The 16,907-nt window shown below is 70.7% G+C and carries 20 protein-coding genes; 13 read left to right on the forward strand and 7 right to left on the reverse strand.

Annotation, left to right across the window (positions count from 1 at the left end; all coding sequences use genetic code 11):
* Positions 1–83: 83 nt before the first annotated feature.
* The 3 genes from ACTOWL_RS24015 to bioB are packed head-to-tail and all read left to right on the forward strand — an operon-like array spanning position 84 to position 1,635.
* Entirely contained in the window at positions 84–641 is a 558-nt protein-coding gene (locus ACTOWL_RS24015; protein WP_441323808.1) for a biotin transporter BioY, read from the forward strand.
* A complete protein-coding gene (locus ACTOWL_RS24020) occupies positions 638–1,066 on the forward strand; it encodes a hypothetical protein (protein WP_441323809.1) in 429 nt (142 codons plus the stop codon). The genes ACTOWL_RS24015 and ACTOWL_RS24020 overlap by 4 nt, the downstream gene beginning before the upstream one ends.
* A complete protein-coding gene (gene bioB, locus ACTOWL_RS24025; protein ID WP_441323810.1) occupies positions 1,036–1,635 on the forward strand; it encodes a biotin synthase BioB in 600 nt (199 codons plus the stop codon). Before ACTOWL_RS24020 ends, bioB begins: the two co-directional genes overlap by 31 nt.
* A 3-nt stretch (positions 1,636–1,638) precedes the next feature.
* Here the strand turns inward: bioB and ACTOWL_RS24030 are convergent, their stop codons facing one another.
* Positions 1,639–2,685: a hypothetical protein gene (locus ACTOWL_RS24030; protein ID WP_441323811.1), complete on the reverse strand. Its 1,047-nt coding sequence runs from the start codon at positions 2,683–2,685 to the stop codon at positions 1,639–1,641.
* Positions 2,686–2,889: 204 nt separating this feature from the next.
* Here ACTOWL_RS24030 and ACTOWL_RS24035 point away from each other — a divergent pair, with 204 nt between their 5' ends.
* Complete coding sequence (locus ACTOWL_RS24035; RefSeq protein ID WP_441323812.1) at positions 2,890–4,371, forward strand: calcium-binding protein; 1,482 nt, start codon at positions 2,890–2,892, stop codon at positions 4,369–4,371.
* Between the two features lie 52 nt (positions 4,372–4,423).
* Here the strand turns inward: ACTOWL_RS24035 and ACTOWL_RS24040 are convergent, their stop codons facing one another.
* The 3 genes from ACTOWL_RS24040 to lgt all read right to left on the reverse strand — a co-directional run bounded on the left by ACTOWL_RS24040 (position 4,424) and on the right by lgt (position 7,568).
* A complete protein-coding gene (locus ACTOWL_RS24040) occupies positions 4,424–5,356 on the reverse strand; it encodes a ribose-phosphate pyrophosphokinase (protein ID WP_342237055.1) in 933 nt (310 codons plus the stop codon).
* Positions 5,357–5,544: 188 nt separating this feature from the next.
* Entirely contained in the window at positions 5,545–6,750 is a 1,206-nt protein-coding gene (gene pgeF, locus ACTOWL_RS24045) for a peptidoglycan editing factor PgeF (protein ID WP_441323813.1), read from the reverse strand.
* The gene (gene lgt, locus ACTOWL_RS24050; RefSeq protein ID WP_441323814.1) at positions 6,747–7,568 is read right to left on the reverse strand and encodes a prolipoprotein diacylglyceryl transferase; all 822 of its coding nucleotides are present in this window, start codon (positions 7,566–7,568) and stop codon (positions 6,747–6,749) included. Before lgt ends, pgeF begins: the two co-directional genes overlap by 4 nt.
* Positions 7,569–7,689: 121 nt before the next feature.
* On the opposite strand from lgt, the gene ACTOWL_RS24055 reads away from it, so the two are divergent.
* From ACTOWL_RS24055 to ACTOWL_RS24080, 6 genes are all read left to right on the forward strand, one after another.
* A complete protein-coding gene (locus tag ACTOWL_RS24055) occupies positions 7,690–8,094 on the forward strand; it encodes an accessory factor UbiK family protein (RefSeq protein WP_441323815.1) in 405 nt (134 codons plus the stop codon).
* A 181-nt stretch (positions 8,095–8,275) separates the two neighbouring features.
* Positions 8,276–8,785 (forward strand): YbjN domain-containing protein, encoded by a 510-nt coding sequence (locus ACTOWL_RS24060; RefSeq protein WP_441323816.1) that lies wholly within the window; start codon positions 8,276–8,278, stop codon positions 8,783–8,785.
* Positions 8,786–9,017: 232 nt separating this feature from the next.
* Positions 9,018–10,310 carry a DUF445 domain-containing protein gene (locus tag ACTOWL_RS24065; RefSeq protein WP_441323817.1) on the forward strand — a complete coding sequence of 431 codons (1,293 nt, stop codon included), beginning with the start codon at positions 9,018–9,020 and terminating at the stop codon, positions 10,308–10,310.
* A gap of 210 nt (positions 10,311–10,520) precedes the next feature.
* Positions 10,521–10,985 carry a cupin domain-containing protein gene (locus tag ACTOWL_RS24070; RefSeq protein WP_441323818.1) on the forward strand — a complete coding sequence of 155 codons (465 nt, stop codon included), beginning with the start codon at positions 10,521–10,523 and terminating at the stop codon, positions 10,983–10,985.
* A gap of 45 nt (positions 10,986–11,030) precedes the next feature.
* Positions 11,031–11,612, forward strand: a complete 582-nt coding sequence (locus ACTOWL_RS24075; RefSeq protein WP_441323819.1) for a dienelactone hydrolase family protein — start codon at positions 11,031–11,033, stop codon at positions 11,610–11,612.
* Between the two features lie 200 nt (positions 11,613–11,812).
* A complete protein-coding gene (locus ACTOWL_RS24080; RefSeq protein ID WP_441323820.1) occupies positions 11,813–12,844 on the forward strand; it encodes an aldo/keto reductase in 1,032 nt (343 codons plus the stop codon).
* Between the two features lie 19 nt (positions 12,845–12,863).
* Here ACTOWL_RS24080 and ACTOWL_RS24085 read toward each other — a convergent pair whose 3' ends face one another.
* From ACTOWL_RS24085 to ACTOWL_RS24095, 3 genes are all read right to left on the reverse strand, one after another.
* Complete coding sequence (locus ACTOWL_RS24085) at positions 12,864–13,439, reverse strand: cytochrome b (protein ID WP_441323821.1); 576 nt, start codon at positions 13,437–13,439, stop codon at positions 12,864–12,866.
* Positions 13,436–14,488: a catalase family peroxidase gene (locus ACTOWL_RS24090; RefSeq protein WP_441323822.1), complete on the reverse strand. Its 1,053-nt coding sequence runs from the start codon at positions 14,486–14,488 to the stop codon at positions 13,436–13,438. The genes ACTOWL_RS24085 and ACTOWL_RS24090 overlap by 4 nt, the downstream gene beginning before the upstream one ends.
* A 264-nt stretch (positions 14,489–14,752) precedes the next feature.
* Positions 14,753–15,193: a MarR family winged helix-turn-helix transcriptional regulator gene (locus tag ACTOWL_RS24095; RefSeq protein ID WP_441323823.1), complete on the reverse strand. Its 441-nt coding sequence runs from the start codon at positions 15,191–15,193 to the stop codon at positions 14,753–14,755.
* A 133-nt stretch (positions 15,194–15,326) separates the two neighbouring features.
* Here ACTOWL_RS24095 and ACTOWL_RS24100 point away from each other — a divergent pair, with 133 nt between their 5' ends.
* The 3 genes from ACTOWL_RS24100 to ACTOWL_RS24110 all read left to right on the forward strand — a co-directional run.
* A complete protein-coding gene (locus ACTOWL_RS24100; RefSeq protein ID WP_441323824.1) occupies positions 15,327–15,695 on the forward strand; it encodes an antibiotic biosynthesis monooxygenase family protein in 369 nt (122 codons plus the stop codon).
* A gap of 94 nt (positions 15,696–15,789) precedes the next feature.
* Complete coding sequence (gene proC, locus ACTOWL_RS24105) at positions 15,790–16,584, forward strand: pyrroline-5-carboxylate reductase (RefSeq protein WP_441323825.1); 795 nt, start codon at positions 15,790–15,792, stop codon at positions 16,582–16,584.
* Positions 16,584–16,907, forward strand: a 324-nt coding sequence (locus ACTOWL_RS24110; RefSeq protein ID WP_441323826.1) for a YbaK/EbsC family protein, incomplete at its 3' end; no start/stop codon positions are given. The genes proC and ACTOWL_RS24110, both read left to right, overlap by 1 nt.

A 16,907-nucleotide genomic window follows, 5' to 3' on the forward strand; every position in this document is an offset into this window, starting at 1 on the left:
TGTTCGGCGCCTCTAGACTCGGCTGAGTCGCAACGATCATAGATCAATCAACAGGATTATCTATGATTTTGAGGAGCCAGTTCGTGCACTCTCCCGTCGAAGCACCGCTGTCCACACCCGTCCTGACCGGCTGGCGCGTCCCCGCCGCCATCATCGGCGGCACCCTGCTGCTGGCGCTCAGCGCCCAGATCCAGATCCCGTTCTGGCCAGTGCCGATGACCATGCACGTCTGCGCCACCTTCCTCCTCGCCGGGCTGGCCGGCGGCCGGCTGGCGGCGGCGATGGTCGTCGCCTATATGGCCGAGGCCGCGATCGGCCTGCCAGTCCTGGCCGGGGGCAGCGGCGGCGTGGCGACGCTGGTCGGCCCGACCGGCGGCTATCTCGTCGGCTTCGTCGTCGCCGCCTTCCTGGCCGGCGAGTGGATCCGGCGCCGTCCGGGCGGGCTGGTCGCCACGGCCGTGCCGATGCTCGCGGGTCTGGCCGTGGTCTATGTCCTCGGCTGCCTCTGGCTGGCGCAGTTCATCGGCTGGGCGGCCGTGATCTCCGCCGGCATCGAGCGCTTCGTGATCGGCGACGCGCTGAAGGTGCTGCTGGCCGCAGCGGTGACCATCGCCCTGCGCCGCGTCCGGAGGGCTGCGTGACGGCGACTGGCGCTGGTTCCAGGCCCGCTGTCCGGTTCGACTGGACGCGGGCTGAGGCCGAGGCGCTGTACGGCCTGCCGTTCCCAGAGCTGCTGCACCGGGCCCAGCTCGTCCACCGCGAGAGCTTCGACCCGGCGGAGGTCGAGACCGCCAGCCTGCTCAGCATCAAGACCGGCGGCTGCCCGGAAGATTGCGGCTACTGCTCGCAGAGCGCCCGCTACGACACCGGGGTCAAGGCGACGCGGCTGATGGATCCCGGCGTGGTGGTCGACCGGGCGGCCGAGGCCAAGGCCGCCGGGGCCGGGCGCTTCTGCATGGGCGCGGCCTGGCGCAGCCCGAAGGACCGCGACCTCGACCGGGTCTGCGAGATGGTGACGGGGTCAAGGCGCTGGGGATGTCGACCTGCGTCACCCTCGGCATGCTGACCCGGCCGCAGGCGGACCGGCTGAAGGCGGCGGGGCTCGACTACTACAGCCACAACGTCGACACCTCGCCCGAATTCTACGGCCGGATCATCACCACCCGGACGCTGCAGGACCGGCTGGAGACGCTGGGCCATGTCCGCGCCGCCGGCATCAAGGTCTGCTGCGGCGGCATCGTCGGCATGGGCGAGACGGTCGACGACCGGCTGGGCATGCTGCTGCTCCTGGCCGGGATGGACCCGCATCCGGAAAGCGTGCCGCTGAACCTGTGGGCCGAGGTGGCGGGGACCCCGGTGATGGCGACGGCGGAGACGCCCGACCCGATCGGCTTCGTCCGCCTGGTCGCGGTGGCGCGGATCCTGCTGCCACGCAGCGTGCTGCGGCTCTCCGCCGGCCGGCAGACCATGAGCGACGAGCTGCAGGCCCTGTGCGTCCTGGCCGGCGCCAACTCGATCTTCCTCGGCGACGTGCTGCTGACCACGGCCAATCCGGGGCTGGATCGCGATGCCCGGCTGCTGGCCAAGCTCGGGCTCCGGGCGGTGACCGGCGGGCTGGCGCCGGCCGCGGCCTGAATCCTATCGCGGCCAGTCCGACATCGGCGTGGTGGACTCGACGATGTGGACGCCGAGCTCCGCCCAGCGGGCGAAGGCGTCCTCGGCCTGCGGGGTGAAGTCGAGCGCCGGGATCGGCCGGCCCTCGGCATCCAGCCCGACCACCGCCGACATGCAGTCGCGCAGGACAGTGACCCGGCCCGGCAGGGCCGGGTCGAGCGCCCGCATCCGGTCGAGCAGATCGTCGACCGACCAGCGCACGCAATGGCTGGCGGCTTGGCCGGCGACCACGATCCGGTCGGCGCGCAGCAGCTCCAGCAGCGCCGAATCGTCTTGCGGCTGCACCAGCCGCCCGCCGTCCCAGCGGTCCGGCACCTCGGGCGCGAAGGCGGAATAGCTCTCGCTCCACGGATCGTCACCCTTGATGATGACCGGCGTCGGCGCGCCGCGCAGGGCGGCGTGGAACAGCCGGGCCTCCTGGACCAGCCCCGGCATGGCGTGGCCCTCCGACCCGATCAGGCAGTGGTCGGGCCAGACGATCAGCGCGTTGCGGCCCTGTCGCGCCAGGCTGCGGACATAGTGCAGCAGCTGCCGCTCGACCCAGGCGGGGCCCTCCGCCGCGACATCGGGCGGCAGCAGCGCCAGCACGCCCGGGCTCGGCCGCAGCGTGCCGCCGGCCAGCATCTCCTCGGTGATCACGGTGAACGGTTCGGGCGGGCGGCCGTCGGCGTCGATCCAGAACGACCGGTGGAAGATCTGCAGCGGCGTGTGGGTGTCGAAGGTCGGGACGATCCGGGAGAGCGCGCCGAGGTTGCGGTGGATGAAGGCGGCGATCCGCGCCGTGTCCTCGACCGCGCCGCGCCCGGACCGGCCGCCGACATAGAGCGCACCCTCCGGCAGGCAGAAATCGCGCTGCAGGTCGATCAGCAGCAGGTCCGTGCGCCCCCCTCCGACCGTCTCGACCTCGCCACGCCAGCGCTCGGCCACGGCGCGCAAGGCATCGAGATCGGGCCGATACGACCAGTCCCCGGCCCGGGCCGGATCGAAGAAGGGAGGAAGCGTCGCGCTCATGCCGGCCCTGCTGCGTGCTGCTGCCAGACTAGCCAGCGTCGCCGGGCAAGGGAAAGGGTGTCCACCCCCCAATCGTCGGGGGTTGCCGCACCGGCACCTGTTTCACCACCTTGGACGGCAAATGCGGACGTGGAGATCGGCCCGGGATGCGGCATGCCGACAGGGGCGTCCTGCGTCTTTACCCTACCCGTTCAGGAGAATTCGATGACGCGTTTCGAAGGCGACGACTACGACAACCAGATCCCGCCGTCCGGCTACAGCAACGCCGGCGACGACATCATGTATGGCCGCGGCGGCGACGACTACATCGATGGCGGCACCGGCAATGACTATGTCGTCGGTGGTGCCGGCGCTGACACTCTGATCGGCGGGACCGGCATCGACACGATCAGCTACTGGGACGCGAATGGCGCCGGCGTGGTGGTCAACCTGACCACGATGAAGGCCTCCGGCGCCGGGTCCGAGGCCCAGGGCGACACGATCTCCGGCTTCGAGAACATCGAGGGCGTGAATCACGATCAGGGCCACGACATCCTCACCGGATCGGCCGGCGCCAACAGCATCCTGGGAAATGGCGGCAACGACTACATCTACGGCATGGCTGGGAATGACACGCTGGAAGGTGGGGTCGGCTACGACGTGATCTATGGCGGCGATGGCAACGACACGATCCAGGATCTCGATCAGGACAACCAGCTCTATGGCGGCACCGGCAATGACAGGATCCAGGCGGGGAGCGCGAGCAACATGCTCGACGGCGGAACCGGCGACGATTGGCTGAGCTGCGATCCCGGCACTTACCAGGAGAATGCGGTCAATGTCCTGCGCGGCGGCGCCGGCGCGGACCGGATCATCGGATCCTTTGCCAAGAACGACACCGCGACCTATTCCGAGGGGACCGTCGGGGTCACCATCAATCTCACGACCAATGTCGCGAGCGGCGGCAATGCTCAAGGCGACGTGCTGAGCGCCATCGAGCATCTCGTCGGCTCGGCGGGCAGCGACTCGCTGACCGCAAACACCGGGGCCAACACCCTGGACGGCGGCGCCGGCAACGACGTGCTCTCGGGCATGGACAGCAACGATCTGCTCCGCGGCGGGGCGGGGGCGGACCGGCTCGACGGCCAGTTCGGCATCGACACCGCCAGCTACTACAGCGGCACCACCGGGGTCCTGGTCAGCCTGGCCAGCGGCCTCGGCAGCGGCGGCGAGGCCCAAGGCGACACCCTGTTCGGCATCGAGAACGTCTCCGGCAGCCAGGGCAGCGACAGCCTCTACGGCAATGCCGGCGCCAATGTGCTGCAGGGCTGGAACGGCAGTGACGCGCTCTTCGGCAGGGCCGGCAAGGACACGCTCACCGGGGGCGCCGGGGCAGATCGCTACCACTTCACCGCCCTCGGCGACAGCGTGGTCGGGGCCAATGCCGACCGGATCACCGATTTCAGCCACGCCCAGGGTGACAAGATCGACCTGTCGGGCATCGACGCCAGCACCGGCGCGGCCGGCAACCAGGCCTTCCGCTTCCTCGGCACCGGCGCCTATACCCATCATGCCGGCGAGCTGCACTACTACTACAGCGGCTCCGACACCGTGGTCTCCGGCGACGTCAACGGCGACGGCGCCTCCGACTTCAACATCGTCCTCTCCGGCCATCTGGGCCTGGTCGCCGGCGACTTCACGCTCTAGCCGCGATTGCGCAGACGAAGCGGGCCGGCTTCCCGGGGGTGCCGGCCCGCGCTTACTGGAACAGGCTGGAGACCGACTTCTCCTCGGCGATGCGCAGGATCGCCTCGGCCATCAGGGGTGCGATGGTCAACTGGCGGACATTGTGGCTCAGCCGCACCGCCTCGGTGGCGAGGATGCTGTCGGTGGTCACCATCTCCTTGATCGGCGAGGCGCCGACGCGGGCGACGGCGCCGCCGGACAGCACGCCGTGGCTGATATAGGCGAAGACCTCGGACGCGCCGCGCTCCATCAGCGCGACGGCGGCGTTGCACAGCGTGCCGGCGCTGTCGGCGATGTCGTCGATCAGGATGCAGCGGCGGCCGTCGATGTCGCCGATCACGTTCATCACTTCGGACACGCCGGCGCGCTCGCGCCGCTTGTCGATGATGGCGAGGTCGGCATCCAGGCGCTGCGCCACCGAGCGGGCGCGGACCACGCCGCCGACATCGGGCGAGACGATGACCAGGTTGTCGCTGGAGAAGCGGCTGCGAATGTCCTTCACGAACACCGGCGCGGCCACCAGGTTGTCCAGCGGGATGTCGAAGAAGCCCTGGATCTGGCCGGCATGCAGGTCGAGGGTCAGCACCCGGTCGGCGCCGGCGCGGGTGATCAGGTTGGCGACCAGCTTGGCCGAGATCGGCGTGCGCGGGCCGGTCTTGCGGTCCTGCCGGGCATAGCCGTAATAGGGCATCACCGCGGTGATCCGGCGGGCCGAGCCGCGGCGCAGCGCGTCGATGGCGACCAGCATCTCCATCAGGTTGTCATTGGCCGGGAAGCTGGTCGGTTGGATCACGAACACGTCCTCGCCGCGGACGTTCTCGAGGATCTCGACGAAGACCTCCATGTCGGCGAAGCGCCGGATCTGGGCCTTGGTCAGCGGAATTTGCAAATAGGCGGCGATCGCCTCGCAGAGCGGGCGATTGCTGTTGCAGGCGATGATTTTCATGGAGTGCGGCTCGGTGGTCTCGGGCGGTGGCCGGGGCCGGATGCGGCTGCGTATATCCCGCGCGCATCGGGGTGTAAACGGACTAAACGCAATGCTGACCCCGAATTGTCACATCAGCATCAGCACGCAGCCGCCGAGCAGCGCCAGGATGATGAACAGGAACAGGGTGATCAGGTGCGGCATGGCTGTCAGCCCGTCAGCAGGATCGCCGAGATCTGCCGGCCGTAATCCGGCTCCTTGCGCAGGGTGGTGCGGCGGTAGCTGAAGAACTGGTCCTCGCGCGCCAGGGTGTCCAGCCCGGTGACGGTGACGTCGCGCAGGCCGGCGCGGTGCAGGCGCTGGGCGACATAGCCCGGCAGGTCGAAATGCGGCCGCGCGCCGGGGGTGTGGAAGAAGCCGGCGCTGTCCGGATCCTCGGCCAGGAACCGATCGCGGAATTCGGGGCCGACCTCGTAGCTGTCGGGGCCGATGCAGGGGCCCACGACCGCCGTGATCCGCTCCGGCACCGCGCCGAGCGCGCGCATCGCCGCGATGGTGGCGTCGGTGATGCCGCCAAGCACGCCCTTCCAGCCGGCATGGGCGGCGCCGATCACCCCGGTCTCGGCATCGGCGAACAGGATCGGGGCGCAGTCGGCGGTCAGGATCCCGAGCGCCAGGCCCGGCCGGTCGGTGACCATGGCGTCGGCCTGCGGCGACGACTCCGGCGTCCACGGCCCGGTCACGGTCGCGACGCTGGGGCTGTGCACCTGGTAGACGGTCAGGAGTGTCTCGGCCGGCCCCAGCTCGCGCCGGCAGCGGTCGCGATTCTCGGCCACCGCCTCGCGCCGGTCGCCGGAGCCGAAGCCGCAGTTGCGCGAGGCGAAGATGCCCTCGCTGACGCCGCCGGTGCGTGGGAAGAAGCCATGGCCGATGCCGGGCAGGGCGTCGAAGAACTCGTTGGCGATCACCAGCGCCGGCCCTTCGGCCAAGTCGGCCAGCCGGTCCAGCCAGTTGGGTGCCGCGTCGGCCAGCCGCGCCGCCTGGGCGGCGCGCAGGGCCGGGCTGGTCTCGACCAGATGCAGGCGCAGCGCGGCGCGGAAGCCGGGCGCGGCGCGGCCGATGGCGCGCAGCGCGTCCTGCATCAGCGTGCCGCGGCCGGGGCCGAGCTCGACCAGCAGCACCGGGTCGGGCGCGCCCATCCGCTGCCACAGATCGGCGCACCACAGCCCGATCAGCTCGCCGAAGACCTGGCTGATCTCGGGCGCGGTGGTGAAGTCGCCGGCCGCGCCCAGCGGGTCCTGCTTGACGTAGTATCCGTGCCGGGGATGGCCCAGCGCCTCGGCCATGTACTGCGCCACCGTCAGCGGGCCGTCGACGGCGATGCGGCGGCGCAGCAGGTCGAGCAGCGCGGTCACGCGGTGGGGGAGGCCGCCTGGGCAGGGGCCTCGACCGCCGGCCGGCGGGCGGCCCACAGCACCACGGCGAGGCCGATCAGGATCATCGGGATCGACAGCTGCTGGCCCCGGGTGAACCAGTCGGTGCCCATCAGGTAGCCCAGCTGGGCATCCGGCTCGCGCACGAACTCGACCAGGAAGCGCGACACGCCGTACCAGGCGATGAAGGCGCCCAGCACGATGCCCGGCCTGGCCCGGATGCGCGGGCTGGCGGCCAGCGGCAACAGGATCAGGAACAGCGCCAGCCCCTCCAGCCCGGCCTCGTAGAGCTGGCTGGGGTGCCGCGGCAGCGGCCCGCCATTGGGGAAGACGATGCCCCAGGGCTCGTCGGTGACGCGGCCCCACAGCTCGCCATTCACGAAATTGGCAATGCGGCCGAAGAACAGCCCGATCGGCGCGGCGGCGCCGACCACGTCGCCCAGCAGCAGGGGCGAGAAGCCGCGGCTGCGGGCGAACAGGATGATCGCGGCGCTGACCCCGAGGAAGCCGCCATGGAAGGACATGCCGCCATGCCAGATCTCCAGGATCGACAGCGGGGTCGCCAGGTATTCGTCGAGATTGTAGAACAGGACGTAGCCGAGCCGGCCGCCCAGGATCGTGCCGATCACCGCCCAGGTCAGGAAGTCGTCCAGCGCCGTCCGGTCGGGCGGCAGCGCGGTGCGGCGGGTCAGCCAGAGGGCATAGCGCCAGCCGAGGATGAAGCCGGCGATGTAGGCAAGCGCGTACCAGCGGATCGCGATGGGGCCGATCTGCAGAGCGACCGGATCGAACCAACCCATGTGTGTTCCCGTTCGGGGGGCGAAGCGTGCCGTTATAGGCGCGCGGTCCAGCGTGTTGCAACGCGGGGAACCGGCCGCCATATTGCCTGATGATGATGATTTGTTCCGGATACCGCCTGACATGCCCTTCGACACCAAGCTGATCGACGATCTGGTCCGCGTCGCGACCGGAGCCTTCGGTGCCGTCGCCGGCGTGCGCGAGGAGGCGAGGACCCGCCTGCGCGAGCAGTTCGAGCACATCCTGTCGCGGCTCGACGTGGTCACCCGCGAGGAGTTCGAGATCGTCCGCGCCCTGGCCCAGCGGGCGCGCGAGGAGCAGGAGCTGCTGACCGCCCGGGTGGCGGCGCTGGAGGCCGCGGCCACGCCGGCGGCGAAGCCCGCGGCGAAGCCCGCGGCTTCGAAGCGCGCGGCCCCGGCGGCGGTCACGGAGACGGGGGGCAGGCCCGCCCGCAAGGCCAAGGCCGCCCCGCCGGCCGCGAAGCCTGCGCCGAAGGGCCGCAGGCCCCGTGCCAAGACGGCGGTCTGAATTTCGTCACAAATCATCCACAACTTTTATCGTGGCAGCGGAGCATATCGGTTGCGCCTAACAAGCCCTTGTGCGACCGTTGCCTTGGAAAGGCTGTAATGGTTAACACCACTACACATTGGGTATTGGCCGAGTGCGAGCGCCATAGATGTGCCTCGCCGCGGTACGGGAGCGGAGGATCATGACCACAGCGTCCGAGATCTTCGAGGAAGCCGCCTTCACCCAAAACCCCCTCGACACGCTCGAGGAAATCGTCAGCGCCAATGATTGGAGTTTCGAGCGGGCCAGCAACGAGGAGATGCTGGCCGAGGTCGCCGGCCGGTGGTGCAGCTATCGCCTGTTCTTCTTCTGGCAGGAGGAGATCAGCGCCATGCAGTTCTCCTGCCAGTTCGACCTGAAGGTGCCGGAGAAGAAGCGCCGCGACGTGGCGGAGCTGCTCAGCATCATCAACGAGCGGATGTGGCTCGGCCATTTCGACGTCGACTCCGAGGAGCTGACGCCGATGTTCCGGCACACCACGCTGCTGCGCGGCGCCCAGGCGGCGAGCCAGGAGCAGCTCGAGGACCTGGTCGACATCGCGCTGACCGAATGCGAGCGCTTCTACCCGGCCTTCCAGTTCATCCTCTGGGGTGGCAAGAGCGCCAGCGAGGCGGTCTCCGCCGCGATCCTGGACACGGTCGGCGAAGCCTGAGCCGACCGGCTGACAAGACGACGAGCCCGGCTTCGCAAGAGGCCGGGCTTTTTCGTGTCGGCGGGTCCGGTCAAGCGAAAGCGTGCTTCGGTTGAATCGTCATTGCGTCTCCGGGGCTGGACCCGCTGGACGGCCACGCCCCTGCGGGGCTCGCCCTGACGAATTTTGATCGAAGCGATGAATCCGGACTGGCGGGCCCGCGCATCGTTCCGAGAGAGAGGAGGGCCGAGACATGGCCTCAGGCCCGCGGCCGCAGCCCGTCTTGTCCGTCGCCCCGCCCTTCGCGTCCGGCCGGGCGGAGGAGGCCGCGCGCCGCCGTCTCCGGCGCAACCGCCGGCTCGCGACCGGGCTGCTGGCCGCGATGGGGGTGGTTTTCGTCGGCACGCATCTGGTCGGCGAGCCCGGCTTCGCCATGCTGCTGCTGCGCGCCGGGGCCGAGGCCGGGATCGTCGGCGGCATCGCCGACTGGTTCGCGGTGACCGCCTTGTTCCGCCGTCCGCTCGGCCTGCCGATCCCTCACACCGCGATCATCCCGAACAGCAAGGACCGGATCGCGCGCACCCTCGGCCGCTTCATCGAGCGGAACTTCCTGACCGAGGAGATTCTGCTGCGGAAGCTTGCCGATGGCCGGGTCGGGCAGCGCTTCGCCGCCTGGCTGGCGGCGCCGGGCACCGCGCCGGTGATCGCCGGGCTGGTCGCCGGCGCGCTGCCGGGCCTGATCCGGTCGCTGGAGGGCCACGACCTGCAGGATTTCGCCAACCGCACGCTGGGCGAGCAGCTCCGGCGCGCCGACCTGGCGCCGATCCTCGGCCGCGTGGTCGAGCTGGCGACGGCCAGCGGCGAGGCCGACATCCTGTTCGAGCGGGCGATCGGCATCGGCGTCGGCTGGCTGGAGGAGAATAGGGGCCAGATCGACCGGCTGGTGGAAGCCCGCAGCCGCTGGTGGGTTCCGAAGACCGTCGACCGCCGGATCGCCGCCGCGATCGTCTCGGCGGTTGCCGACCTCCTGAGCGATCTGCGCCGGCCGGACAGCGAGGCGCGGCTGAGGTTCCGCGAGGCGCTGGCCGGCCTGATCGAGGAATTGCTGCGCTCGCCGGCCCGGCGCGACCAGATCAATGCTTCCAAGAACCGGATCCTCGACAGCCCGGAGGTGCAGGCCTGGCTCGCCTCGATCTGGGGCCAGCTGTCCCGGACGGCGCTGGAGGACCTGGCCGATCCGGCGTCGAAGACGCGCGCCGCGCTCGAACACGGCATCGCCCTGGTCGGTCGGGCCCTGGCCGCGGACGGCGCCATGCAGGCGCATGTCGATGCCGTCGTCCGGCGGCTCGCGGTCCAGCTCGTCTCCTGGCGGCGCAAGCTCGGCGGCTTCGTTGCCGAGGTGGTGCGCGGCTGGGACACGCGCACGCTGACCGATCGGCTCGAGCTCGTGGTCGGCAGCGACCTGCAATACATCCGGATGAACGGCACGATCGTCGGGGCGCTGGTCGGCTGCGCGATCTTTCTGATGTCGCGGCTGCTCGGTTAGAGACCGTTTGGAAACGCCCCTGGCGCGGCCGTCTGACGGCGGGCTCGAGGGCTTCCGGTGCTCACGGACTTTGACGTCCGCGATGATCCGGGCCATCGGCCTTGTCCCCCGGGTGCGCTTTGCCCGACAGTGCGGGTCGGGCGTGACGGCGTCAATCCGGGAGGGGCGCCGCCGCGGCCAGCCGGGACCATCGCTCGCGGGACCACCGCCATGCCCAAGATCGACATCGCCTCCGTGCCGGAACGCAAGGGCACGGGCTATCCGGCGCCCTTCGACGCCCCCTGCGCCGACCGCATCCGGCAGCGTCTGGGCGATGCCGGCGGGCTGACCGATGTCGGGGTCAACCTGATGCGCCTGCCGCCGGGCAACTGGTCGAGCCAGCGCCACTGGCATTCGGAGGAGGACGAGCTCGTCTATGTGCTCGAGGGCGAGCTGACGCTGATCGAGGATGGCGGCGAGACGGTGCTGCGCGCCGGCGACTGCGCGGCCTTTCCGAAGAACTCCGGCAACGGCCATCACATGATCAACAGGTCGGGTGCTGTGGCGGTCTATCTCGAGGTCGGCACGCGCTCGCCGACCGACGTGATCACCTGCTCCGACATCGACATGATGAGCCCCAGCACCGACGGCCGGTTCCTGCACAAGGACGGCACGCCCTATCCTGAGCCGCGGTAGCGGAGCCGCACCCCTTCGTCCAACCCCAAGACCCGGAGGTTTTCCATGACCGAGGTCCTGCTGTTCCACCACGCCCAGGGGCTGACCCCCGGCGTGCATGCCTTCGCCGACGCGCTGCGGGCCGCCGGCCACACCGTGCACACGCCCGACCTGTTCGACGGACGCACCTTCGGCAGCATCGACGAGGGGATGGCCCATATCCACCAGGCCGGATTCGACGCGCTGCGGGAGCGCGGCGTCCGCATCGCCGACGGCTTGCCGCCCGGGCTGGTCTATGCCGGCTTCTCCTTCGGCGTCCTGCCGGCGCAGAAGCTGGCCCAGACCCGGCCCGGCGCGCGCGGCGCCCTGCTGTTCCATTCCTGCCTGCCGATCAGCGGCGACTGGGCCTTCGGGCCCTGGCCGGACGGCGTCCCGGTGCAGATCCACGGCATGGACACCGATCCGTTCTTCGTCGGCGAGGGCGACGTCGACGCCGCCCGCGAGATCGTGGCCAAGGCCGAGGACGCCGAGCTGTTCCTGTACCCCGGCGACCAGCATTACTTCGCCGACAGCTCGCTGCCGTCCTACGATTCGGCGGCGGCCGCGCTGCTGACCCAGCGGGTGCTCGGGTTCCTGGGGCGGGTCTGACCGGCCGGCGATTGTGCTCGGAATCCGATCAATCGGATCTGCACAATCTATTTGTCCGATCACGGCGGGCGTCCCATTCTGGCGTCGATCCCCCGGCGCGGCAGCAGGCGGCCGGCCGGACTCCAGATTCGATTTGCCAATAGACGCTGGCACCGGGCCGCGGCCCGGGCGCCCGGCCCGATTCCGACGGGAGCACGACCATGGAATATCGCAAGCTCGGCAACAGCGGCGCGGTGGTGACGGCCTACTGCCTCGGCACCATGACCTTCGGCAAGGAGTCGGACGAGGCCACGTCCTTCGCGCTGATGAACGACTATGTCGAGGCCGGGGGCAACTTCCTCGACACCGCCGATGTCTACAGCGCCGGCGTGTCGGAGGAGATCATCGGCCGCTGGCTGAAGGGCCGGCCCGGCATCGCCCAGGATCTGGTGATCGCCACCAAGGGCCGGTTCCCGATGGGGGCGGGGCCGAACGATCTGGGCCTGTCGCGCAAGCATCTGGGGGCGGCGCTCGACGCCTCGCTGCGGCGCCTGGGCGTCGAGCAGGTCGATCTCTACCAGATGCACGCCTGGGACGCGCTGACGCCGCTGGAGGAGACGCTGCGCTTCCTCGACGACTCGGTGCGCAACGGCAAGATCGCCTATTACGGCTTCTCGAACTTCCTCGGCTGGCAGCTGACCAAGGCGGTGTGGCTGGCCAAGGCCAGCGGCTATGCGCCGCCGGTGACGCTGCAGCCGCAGTACAACCTGCTGGTCCGCGACATCGAGCACGAGATCGTGCCGGCGGCGCTCGACGCCGGCATCGGACTGCTGCCGTGGTCGCCGCTGGGCGGCGGCTGGCTGTCGGGGAAATACAAGCGCGACCAGGCACCGACCGGCGCCACCCGCCTGGGCGAGAACCCGCAGCGCGGCATGGAGGCCTATGACGCCCGCAACGCCAGATCGACCACCTGGGCGGTGATCGGGGCGGTCGAGGACATCGCCGCGGCGCGCGGGGTCGGCATGGCACAGGTGGCGCTGGCGTGGGTTGCGGCGCAGCCGGCCGTCACCTCGGTGATCCTGGGCGCCCGCACCCGGCAGCAGCTGGCCGACAATCTCGGCGCAGCGACGCTGGCGCTGAGCGGCGACGAGATCGCCGCGCTCGACGCGGTGAGCCGGCCCGAGATGGCGGAGTATCCCTACGGCATCGGCGGCATCGCCCAGCGCCGCCGCAAGATCGAAGGCGGGCGCTGACCCAGCGCCGCCGCCCCGTTCAGACCGCCTGGCGTCCGGACGGGGCGTCGTCGTCACGGCCCGGCCCGGCGGCCATCGCCTCGAACACGCCGTCGCGCCGCACCAAGGCGTGGTGCAGCGCCGCCGCGACATGCAGCAGGATCAGCGCGAAGAAGGCGAAGGCCAGGTAGACATGCGCGGTCCACAGCAGCGCGTGCAGGCTGGCGCTTGGCGGCAGGATCGGCGGCAACGTCACGCCCGGGAACAGCACGACCGGGTAGGCCGCGGCGGACAGCATGGCCCAGCCGATCAGCGGCATGCCGATCATCAGCAGGTAGAAGGCGATGTGCGACAGGTGCGCGGCCAGCTTCATCGGCTCGGGCAGGTCGGCCGGCAACGCCGGCGCGCCGTAGCGCAGGCGCAGACCCAGGCGGACCAGCACCAGAATCAGGATGGCGATGCCGAGCGGCTTGTGGATCGCCACCAGCGTCAGATACTTCGGCATCACGGTGGAGACCATGCCGACGCCGATGAACAGCATGGCCAGGATGCACACGGCCAGCAGCCAGTGCAGCAGGCGCTGGGAGGCGGTGAAGTGCCGGCGGCCTGCGGTCATGGCTTGGCTCCCGTCGAGGGTCCCGGATAGGCCTGGTGCTCCGCCGTGCGGAGGTCGTAGGACCGGGCATAGGCGGCCGACCGCGCGGCCGGGAACGGATCGTCCGAGGTGCGGATGCCGGCAGGCAGCACGGTGGGGTCGAAGTTGATGTCGCGGCAGGGGCCGTCCTGCTCGGCCTCGATCTGCCGCACGACGAGCGTGCCGACCTCGACCGTGCGGCGGTCCGCCGGCCAGGCCTTGCTCGGGTCCGCGGTCGGGTCACCCGGGTTGGCGACCGTCACCGCCAGGGTCCAGCGCTGCGGCCCGGCGGCGACGCGCCGGACGATGTCCTGGTCGAGGAAATCGGGGCCCCGCTTCGCCAGCTCCTCCGGCGGCACCGCCACCGGCTGCGCCGCCGGCAGCAGCGACCAGCGCACGATGTGGTCGGCGCCGGAGCCGTCGGTGAAGACGAAGCTGTTGAGGCTGTTGAACCGGTCCTCGGCATAGCTGCCGGTCCAGGGCGCGCTCTGCGCCCAGGCCCCGAAGTTCATGAGCTCCGGATGCGCCGCGGCGAAGCCCTTCATCGCCTCCGGCTCCTTGCTGGCGGAGGCGGTCAGCAGCGCGTAGAAGGCCTCCGGCGTCGCCACCGGGAAGAACGGCGGGTCGATCATGGCGCTGCGCCATTCCTGCCCGTCCGGCGTCGAGATCCGCAGCCCCAGCCCCCGCACGCGGACCATCGCATCCGCCGCCTTCGGATCGGGGGTGGCGAGGTTGAAGCGCCCGAGGGCCGGGTACTGGCCGCTGGCGAAGACCTGGGCCTTCGACAGCGCCGCCCCGGCGCCGTTGGACTCGAACATGCCGGTGAAGCAGATGCCCTTGGCGTGGTTGCGGCGATGGCCCGGGGCCGGGCCGCCGGGCGGCGCCAGCGCCGCGACCAGCTTGTCCGGGGTGAGGCGCTGGGGCGAGAACCATCCCGCCGTATAGGCGAAGGCCGCGGCGCCGGCGCCGACGATGACCGCGATCAGGACCAGCGACCCGAGGGCGGAGCGCCCGGGCGATCGTTGCGGCATTCCATCCTCGCTGTGCAGTGACTCGGCGCCTCGGTCGGAGGATATCGCCTCTCGACCGGGGGAGAAGAGTGAGAATGATTCCTGGCCCGCAGTCCCGCTTCGCCACCGCGAAGAGGGGCCCGCCACTGTCCGGGGGGCAGACAGTGGCGGGCGTGGACATCAGCGGTATCGGGGGGGAGATCCGCTGTGCATTGACAAGGTAGCGGAACGGGCCCGCCCGGATTATCGGACATGCGATCAGGGCGGCCCATACCTTGGGATAGGTCAGTCCGGATCGCCGGCGTCGCCGCCGGCCTCCAGCTTCCGGCGCAGCGCCGTCATGACGCCGTGCGTCGTCGCGATATCCTCGACCCGCAGCCCCTCGGCCAGCCCGTCGACCCAGGGGGCCTGCAGGCGCATGGCGGCGTCGAAGGCCTGCCTGCCCTTGCCGGTCAGCACCACCAGCTGCGCCCGCCGGTGATGCGGGTTGGGCTGGAAGGCGACCAGCCCCTCGGTCTCCAGATCGTTGACGATGCGCTGGACGTTCTGGCGGCTGGCGCCCATGTCGCGCGCCAGCCACGCCACCGGCTGCGGCCGGTCCGCCGCGATGATGGTGCCGAGGACCTGCCAGCGGGCGCTGGTCAGGCCCAGCCCGGCGACCAGCCGGTCGCCAGCGCTGACGATCCGGCTGTTGAGCCGGAACAGGTCGAGGATCAGTTCGGTCAAGGCGGTCCCCGCCGGCGTTCGCGTCGCCCTGGTCATACGTCACCATACGGTGATATTGACATTATGATGTCAATATGGTTTGTTGCGGTCGTTCCAACTTGACATCATGCAACCATATTGGACGGAGCTTGTCATGCCGCAGATGCGCCCGCTGGACCCCGCCTTCCCGATCGACCGCCAGATCGCCGTCGACGCCTCGCCGGTCGTGCTGGTCAATGTGTTCACGCTGGACCAGGCCGACGAGCAGGCCTTCCTGCAGGCCTGGCAGGGCGACGCGGCCGTGATGAAGCGCCAGCCGGGCTTCATCTCGACCCAGCTGCACCGCGCCATCGGCGACAGCCCGGCCTATCTGAACTATGCCGTCTGGGAATCGACCGCCGACTTCCGGGCCGCCTTCATGCATCCGGAATTCCGGGCGAAGCTGTCGGCCTATCCGGCCTCGGCCGTGGCGTCGCCGCATTTGTTCCAGACCGTCGCGGTGCCCGGTATCTGCGTCGCGTAGCCGGCCGGGCGTGAAGCCGGGCTCCGCGAAGGACCTTGCGCCCGTCCGTGGCGGCGCCATGATGGCGCGTCTCGACGGAACGGGGAGCGACAGGGTGTCCGATCTCTTGCTGGTCGGCTGCGGCCGGATGGGAAGCGCGCTGGTCAAGGGCTGGCTGGCGGGCAGCGCCGCCGACCGGATCTGGGCGGTGGAGCCGGCGGATCCCGGACTCGCCGATCCGCGGCTGCACCATGTCCGTGACGCGGCCGGGCTGCCGGCCGAGCTGGCGCCGGAGGTGGTGGTGCTGGCGGTGAAACCGCAGATGATGCCCGAGGCGCTGCCCGCCTATCGCCGCTTTGCCGGGCCGGACACGCTGTTCCTGTCGATCGCCGCCGGCCGCACCCTGGCGTATCTCGAGCAGGGGCTGGGGGCCGCGGCCGCGGTGGTCCGCGCCATGCCGAACACCCCGGCCGCGATCGGCCAGGGCATCTCCGTCCTGGTGGCGAACGCCGCGGTGACGCCGGCGCAGCGCAAGCGGGCCGAGACGCTGATGCAGGCGGCCGGGCAGACCGCCTGGATCGAGGACGACGCGCTGATGGACGCGGTCACCGGCGTCTCCGGCAGCGGTCCGGCCTATGTCTTCTACCTGATCGAGACCCTGGCCGAGGCCGGCCGCGCCGCCGGGCTGCCGGCCGATCTGGCCATGCAGCTGGCGCGGCAGACCGTGGTCGGCGCCGGCGCCCTGGCCGGCGCCGCGACCGAGAGTGCGGCCGATCTCCGCATCGCAGTGACCAGCCCGAAGGGCACCACCCAGGCGGCGCTCGACGTGCTGATGGCGCCGGACGGGCTGCAGCCGCTGATGACCAAGGCCGTTGCCGCCGCCACCCAGCGCGGGCGGGAACTGGCGTAGTGGCCAGCAGCGGTGAGCGCGTCGTCGCGGCGCTGGCGGCGGCGGGGCATGCGCCCGAGATCCGGGTGTTCGACTCTTCGACCCGCACCTCGGCCGATGCCGCGGCGGCGATCGGCTGCACGGTGGCGCAGATCGCCAAGTCGCTGGTGTTCCGCGCCCGCGGCAGCAACCGGCCGGTGCTGGTGATCGCCAGCGGCGTCAACCGGGTCGACGAGGCGGCGGTGGCCGCGGCCGTGGCGGGGCGCAGCGACGGCGCGCGGATCGAGCGCGCCGATGCCGGCTGCGTGCGCGCGGCCACCGGCTTCGCCAGCGGCGGCGTCGCC

This window comes from Inquilinus sp. CA228, assembly GCF_052078665.1.
Classification (GTDB): domain Bacteria; phylum Pseudomonadota; class Alphaproteobacteria; order DSM-16000; family Inquilinaceae; genus Inquilinus.

What these genes read in the sequence shown, in the direction of transcription:
- ACTOWL_RS24075 (WP_441323819.1), top strand. Translation starts at nt 11,031, where the DNA reads ATGACCGAGGTCCTGCTGTTCCACCACGCCCAGGGGCTGACCCCCGGC.
- ACTOWL_RS24060 (WP_441323816.1), top strand. Translation starts at nt 8,276, where the DNA reads ATGACCACAGCGTCCGAGATCTTCGAGGAAGCCGCCTTCACCCAAAAC.
- ACTOWL_RS24100 (WP_441323824.1), top strand. Translation starts at nt 15,327, where the DNA reads ATGCCGCAGATGCGCCCGCTGGACCCCGCCTTCCCGATCGACCGCCAG.
- ACTOWL_RS24035 (WP_441323812.1), top strand. Translation starts at nt 2,890, where the DNA reads ATGACGCGTTTCGAAGGCGACGACTACGACAACCAGATCCCGCCGTCC.
- ACTOWL_RS24085 (WP_441323821.1), bottom strand. Translation starts at nt 13,439, where the DNA reads ATGACCGCAGGCCGCCGGCACTTCACCGCCTCCCAGCGCCTGCTGCAC.
- ACTOWL_RS24030 (WP_441323811.1), bottom strand. Translation starts at nt 2,685, where the DNA reads ATGAGCGCGACGCTTCCTCCCTTCTTCGATCCGGCCCGGGCCGGGGAC.
- ACTOWL_RS24055 (WP_441323815.1), top strand. Translation starts at nt 7,690, where the DNA reads ATGCCCTTCGACACCAAGCTGATCGACGATCTGGTCCGCGTCGCGACC.
- ACTOWL_RS24090 (WP_441323822.1), bottom strand. Translation starts at nt 14,488, where the DNA reads ATGCCGCAACGATCGCCCGGGCGCTCCGCCCTCGGGTCGCTGGTCCTG.
- lgt (WP_441323814.1), bottom strand. Translation starts at nt 7,568, where the DNA reads ATGGGTTGGTTCGATCCGGTCGCTCTGCAGATCGGCCCCATCGCGATC.
- ACTOWL_RS24065 (WP_441323817.1), top strand. Translation starts at nt 9,018, where the DNA reads ATGGCCTCAGGCCCGCGGCCGCAGCCCGTCTTGTCCGTCGCCCCGCCC.
- ACTOWL_RS24040 (WP_342237055.1), bottom strand. Translation starts at nt 5,356, where the DNA reads ATGAAAATCATCGCCTGCAACAGCAATCGCCCGCTCTGCGAGGCGATC.
- ACTOWL_RS24080 (WP_441323820.1), top strand. Translation starts at nt 11,813, where the DNA reads ATGGAATATCGCAAGCTCGGCAACAGCGGCGCGGTGGTGACGGCCTAC.
- bioB (WP_441323810.1), top strand. Translation starts at nt 1,036, where the DNA reads ATGTCGACCTGCGTCACCCTCGGCATGCTGACCCGGCCGCAGGCGGAC.
- ACTOWL_RS24070 (WP_441323818.1), top strand. Translation starts at nt 10,521, where the DNA reads ATGCCCAAGATCGACATCGCCTCCGTGCCGGAACGCAAGGGCACGGGC.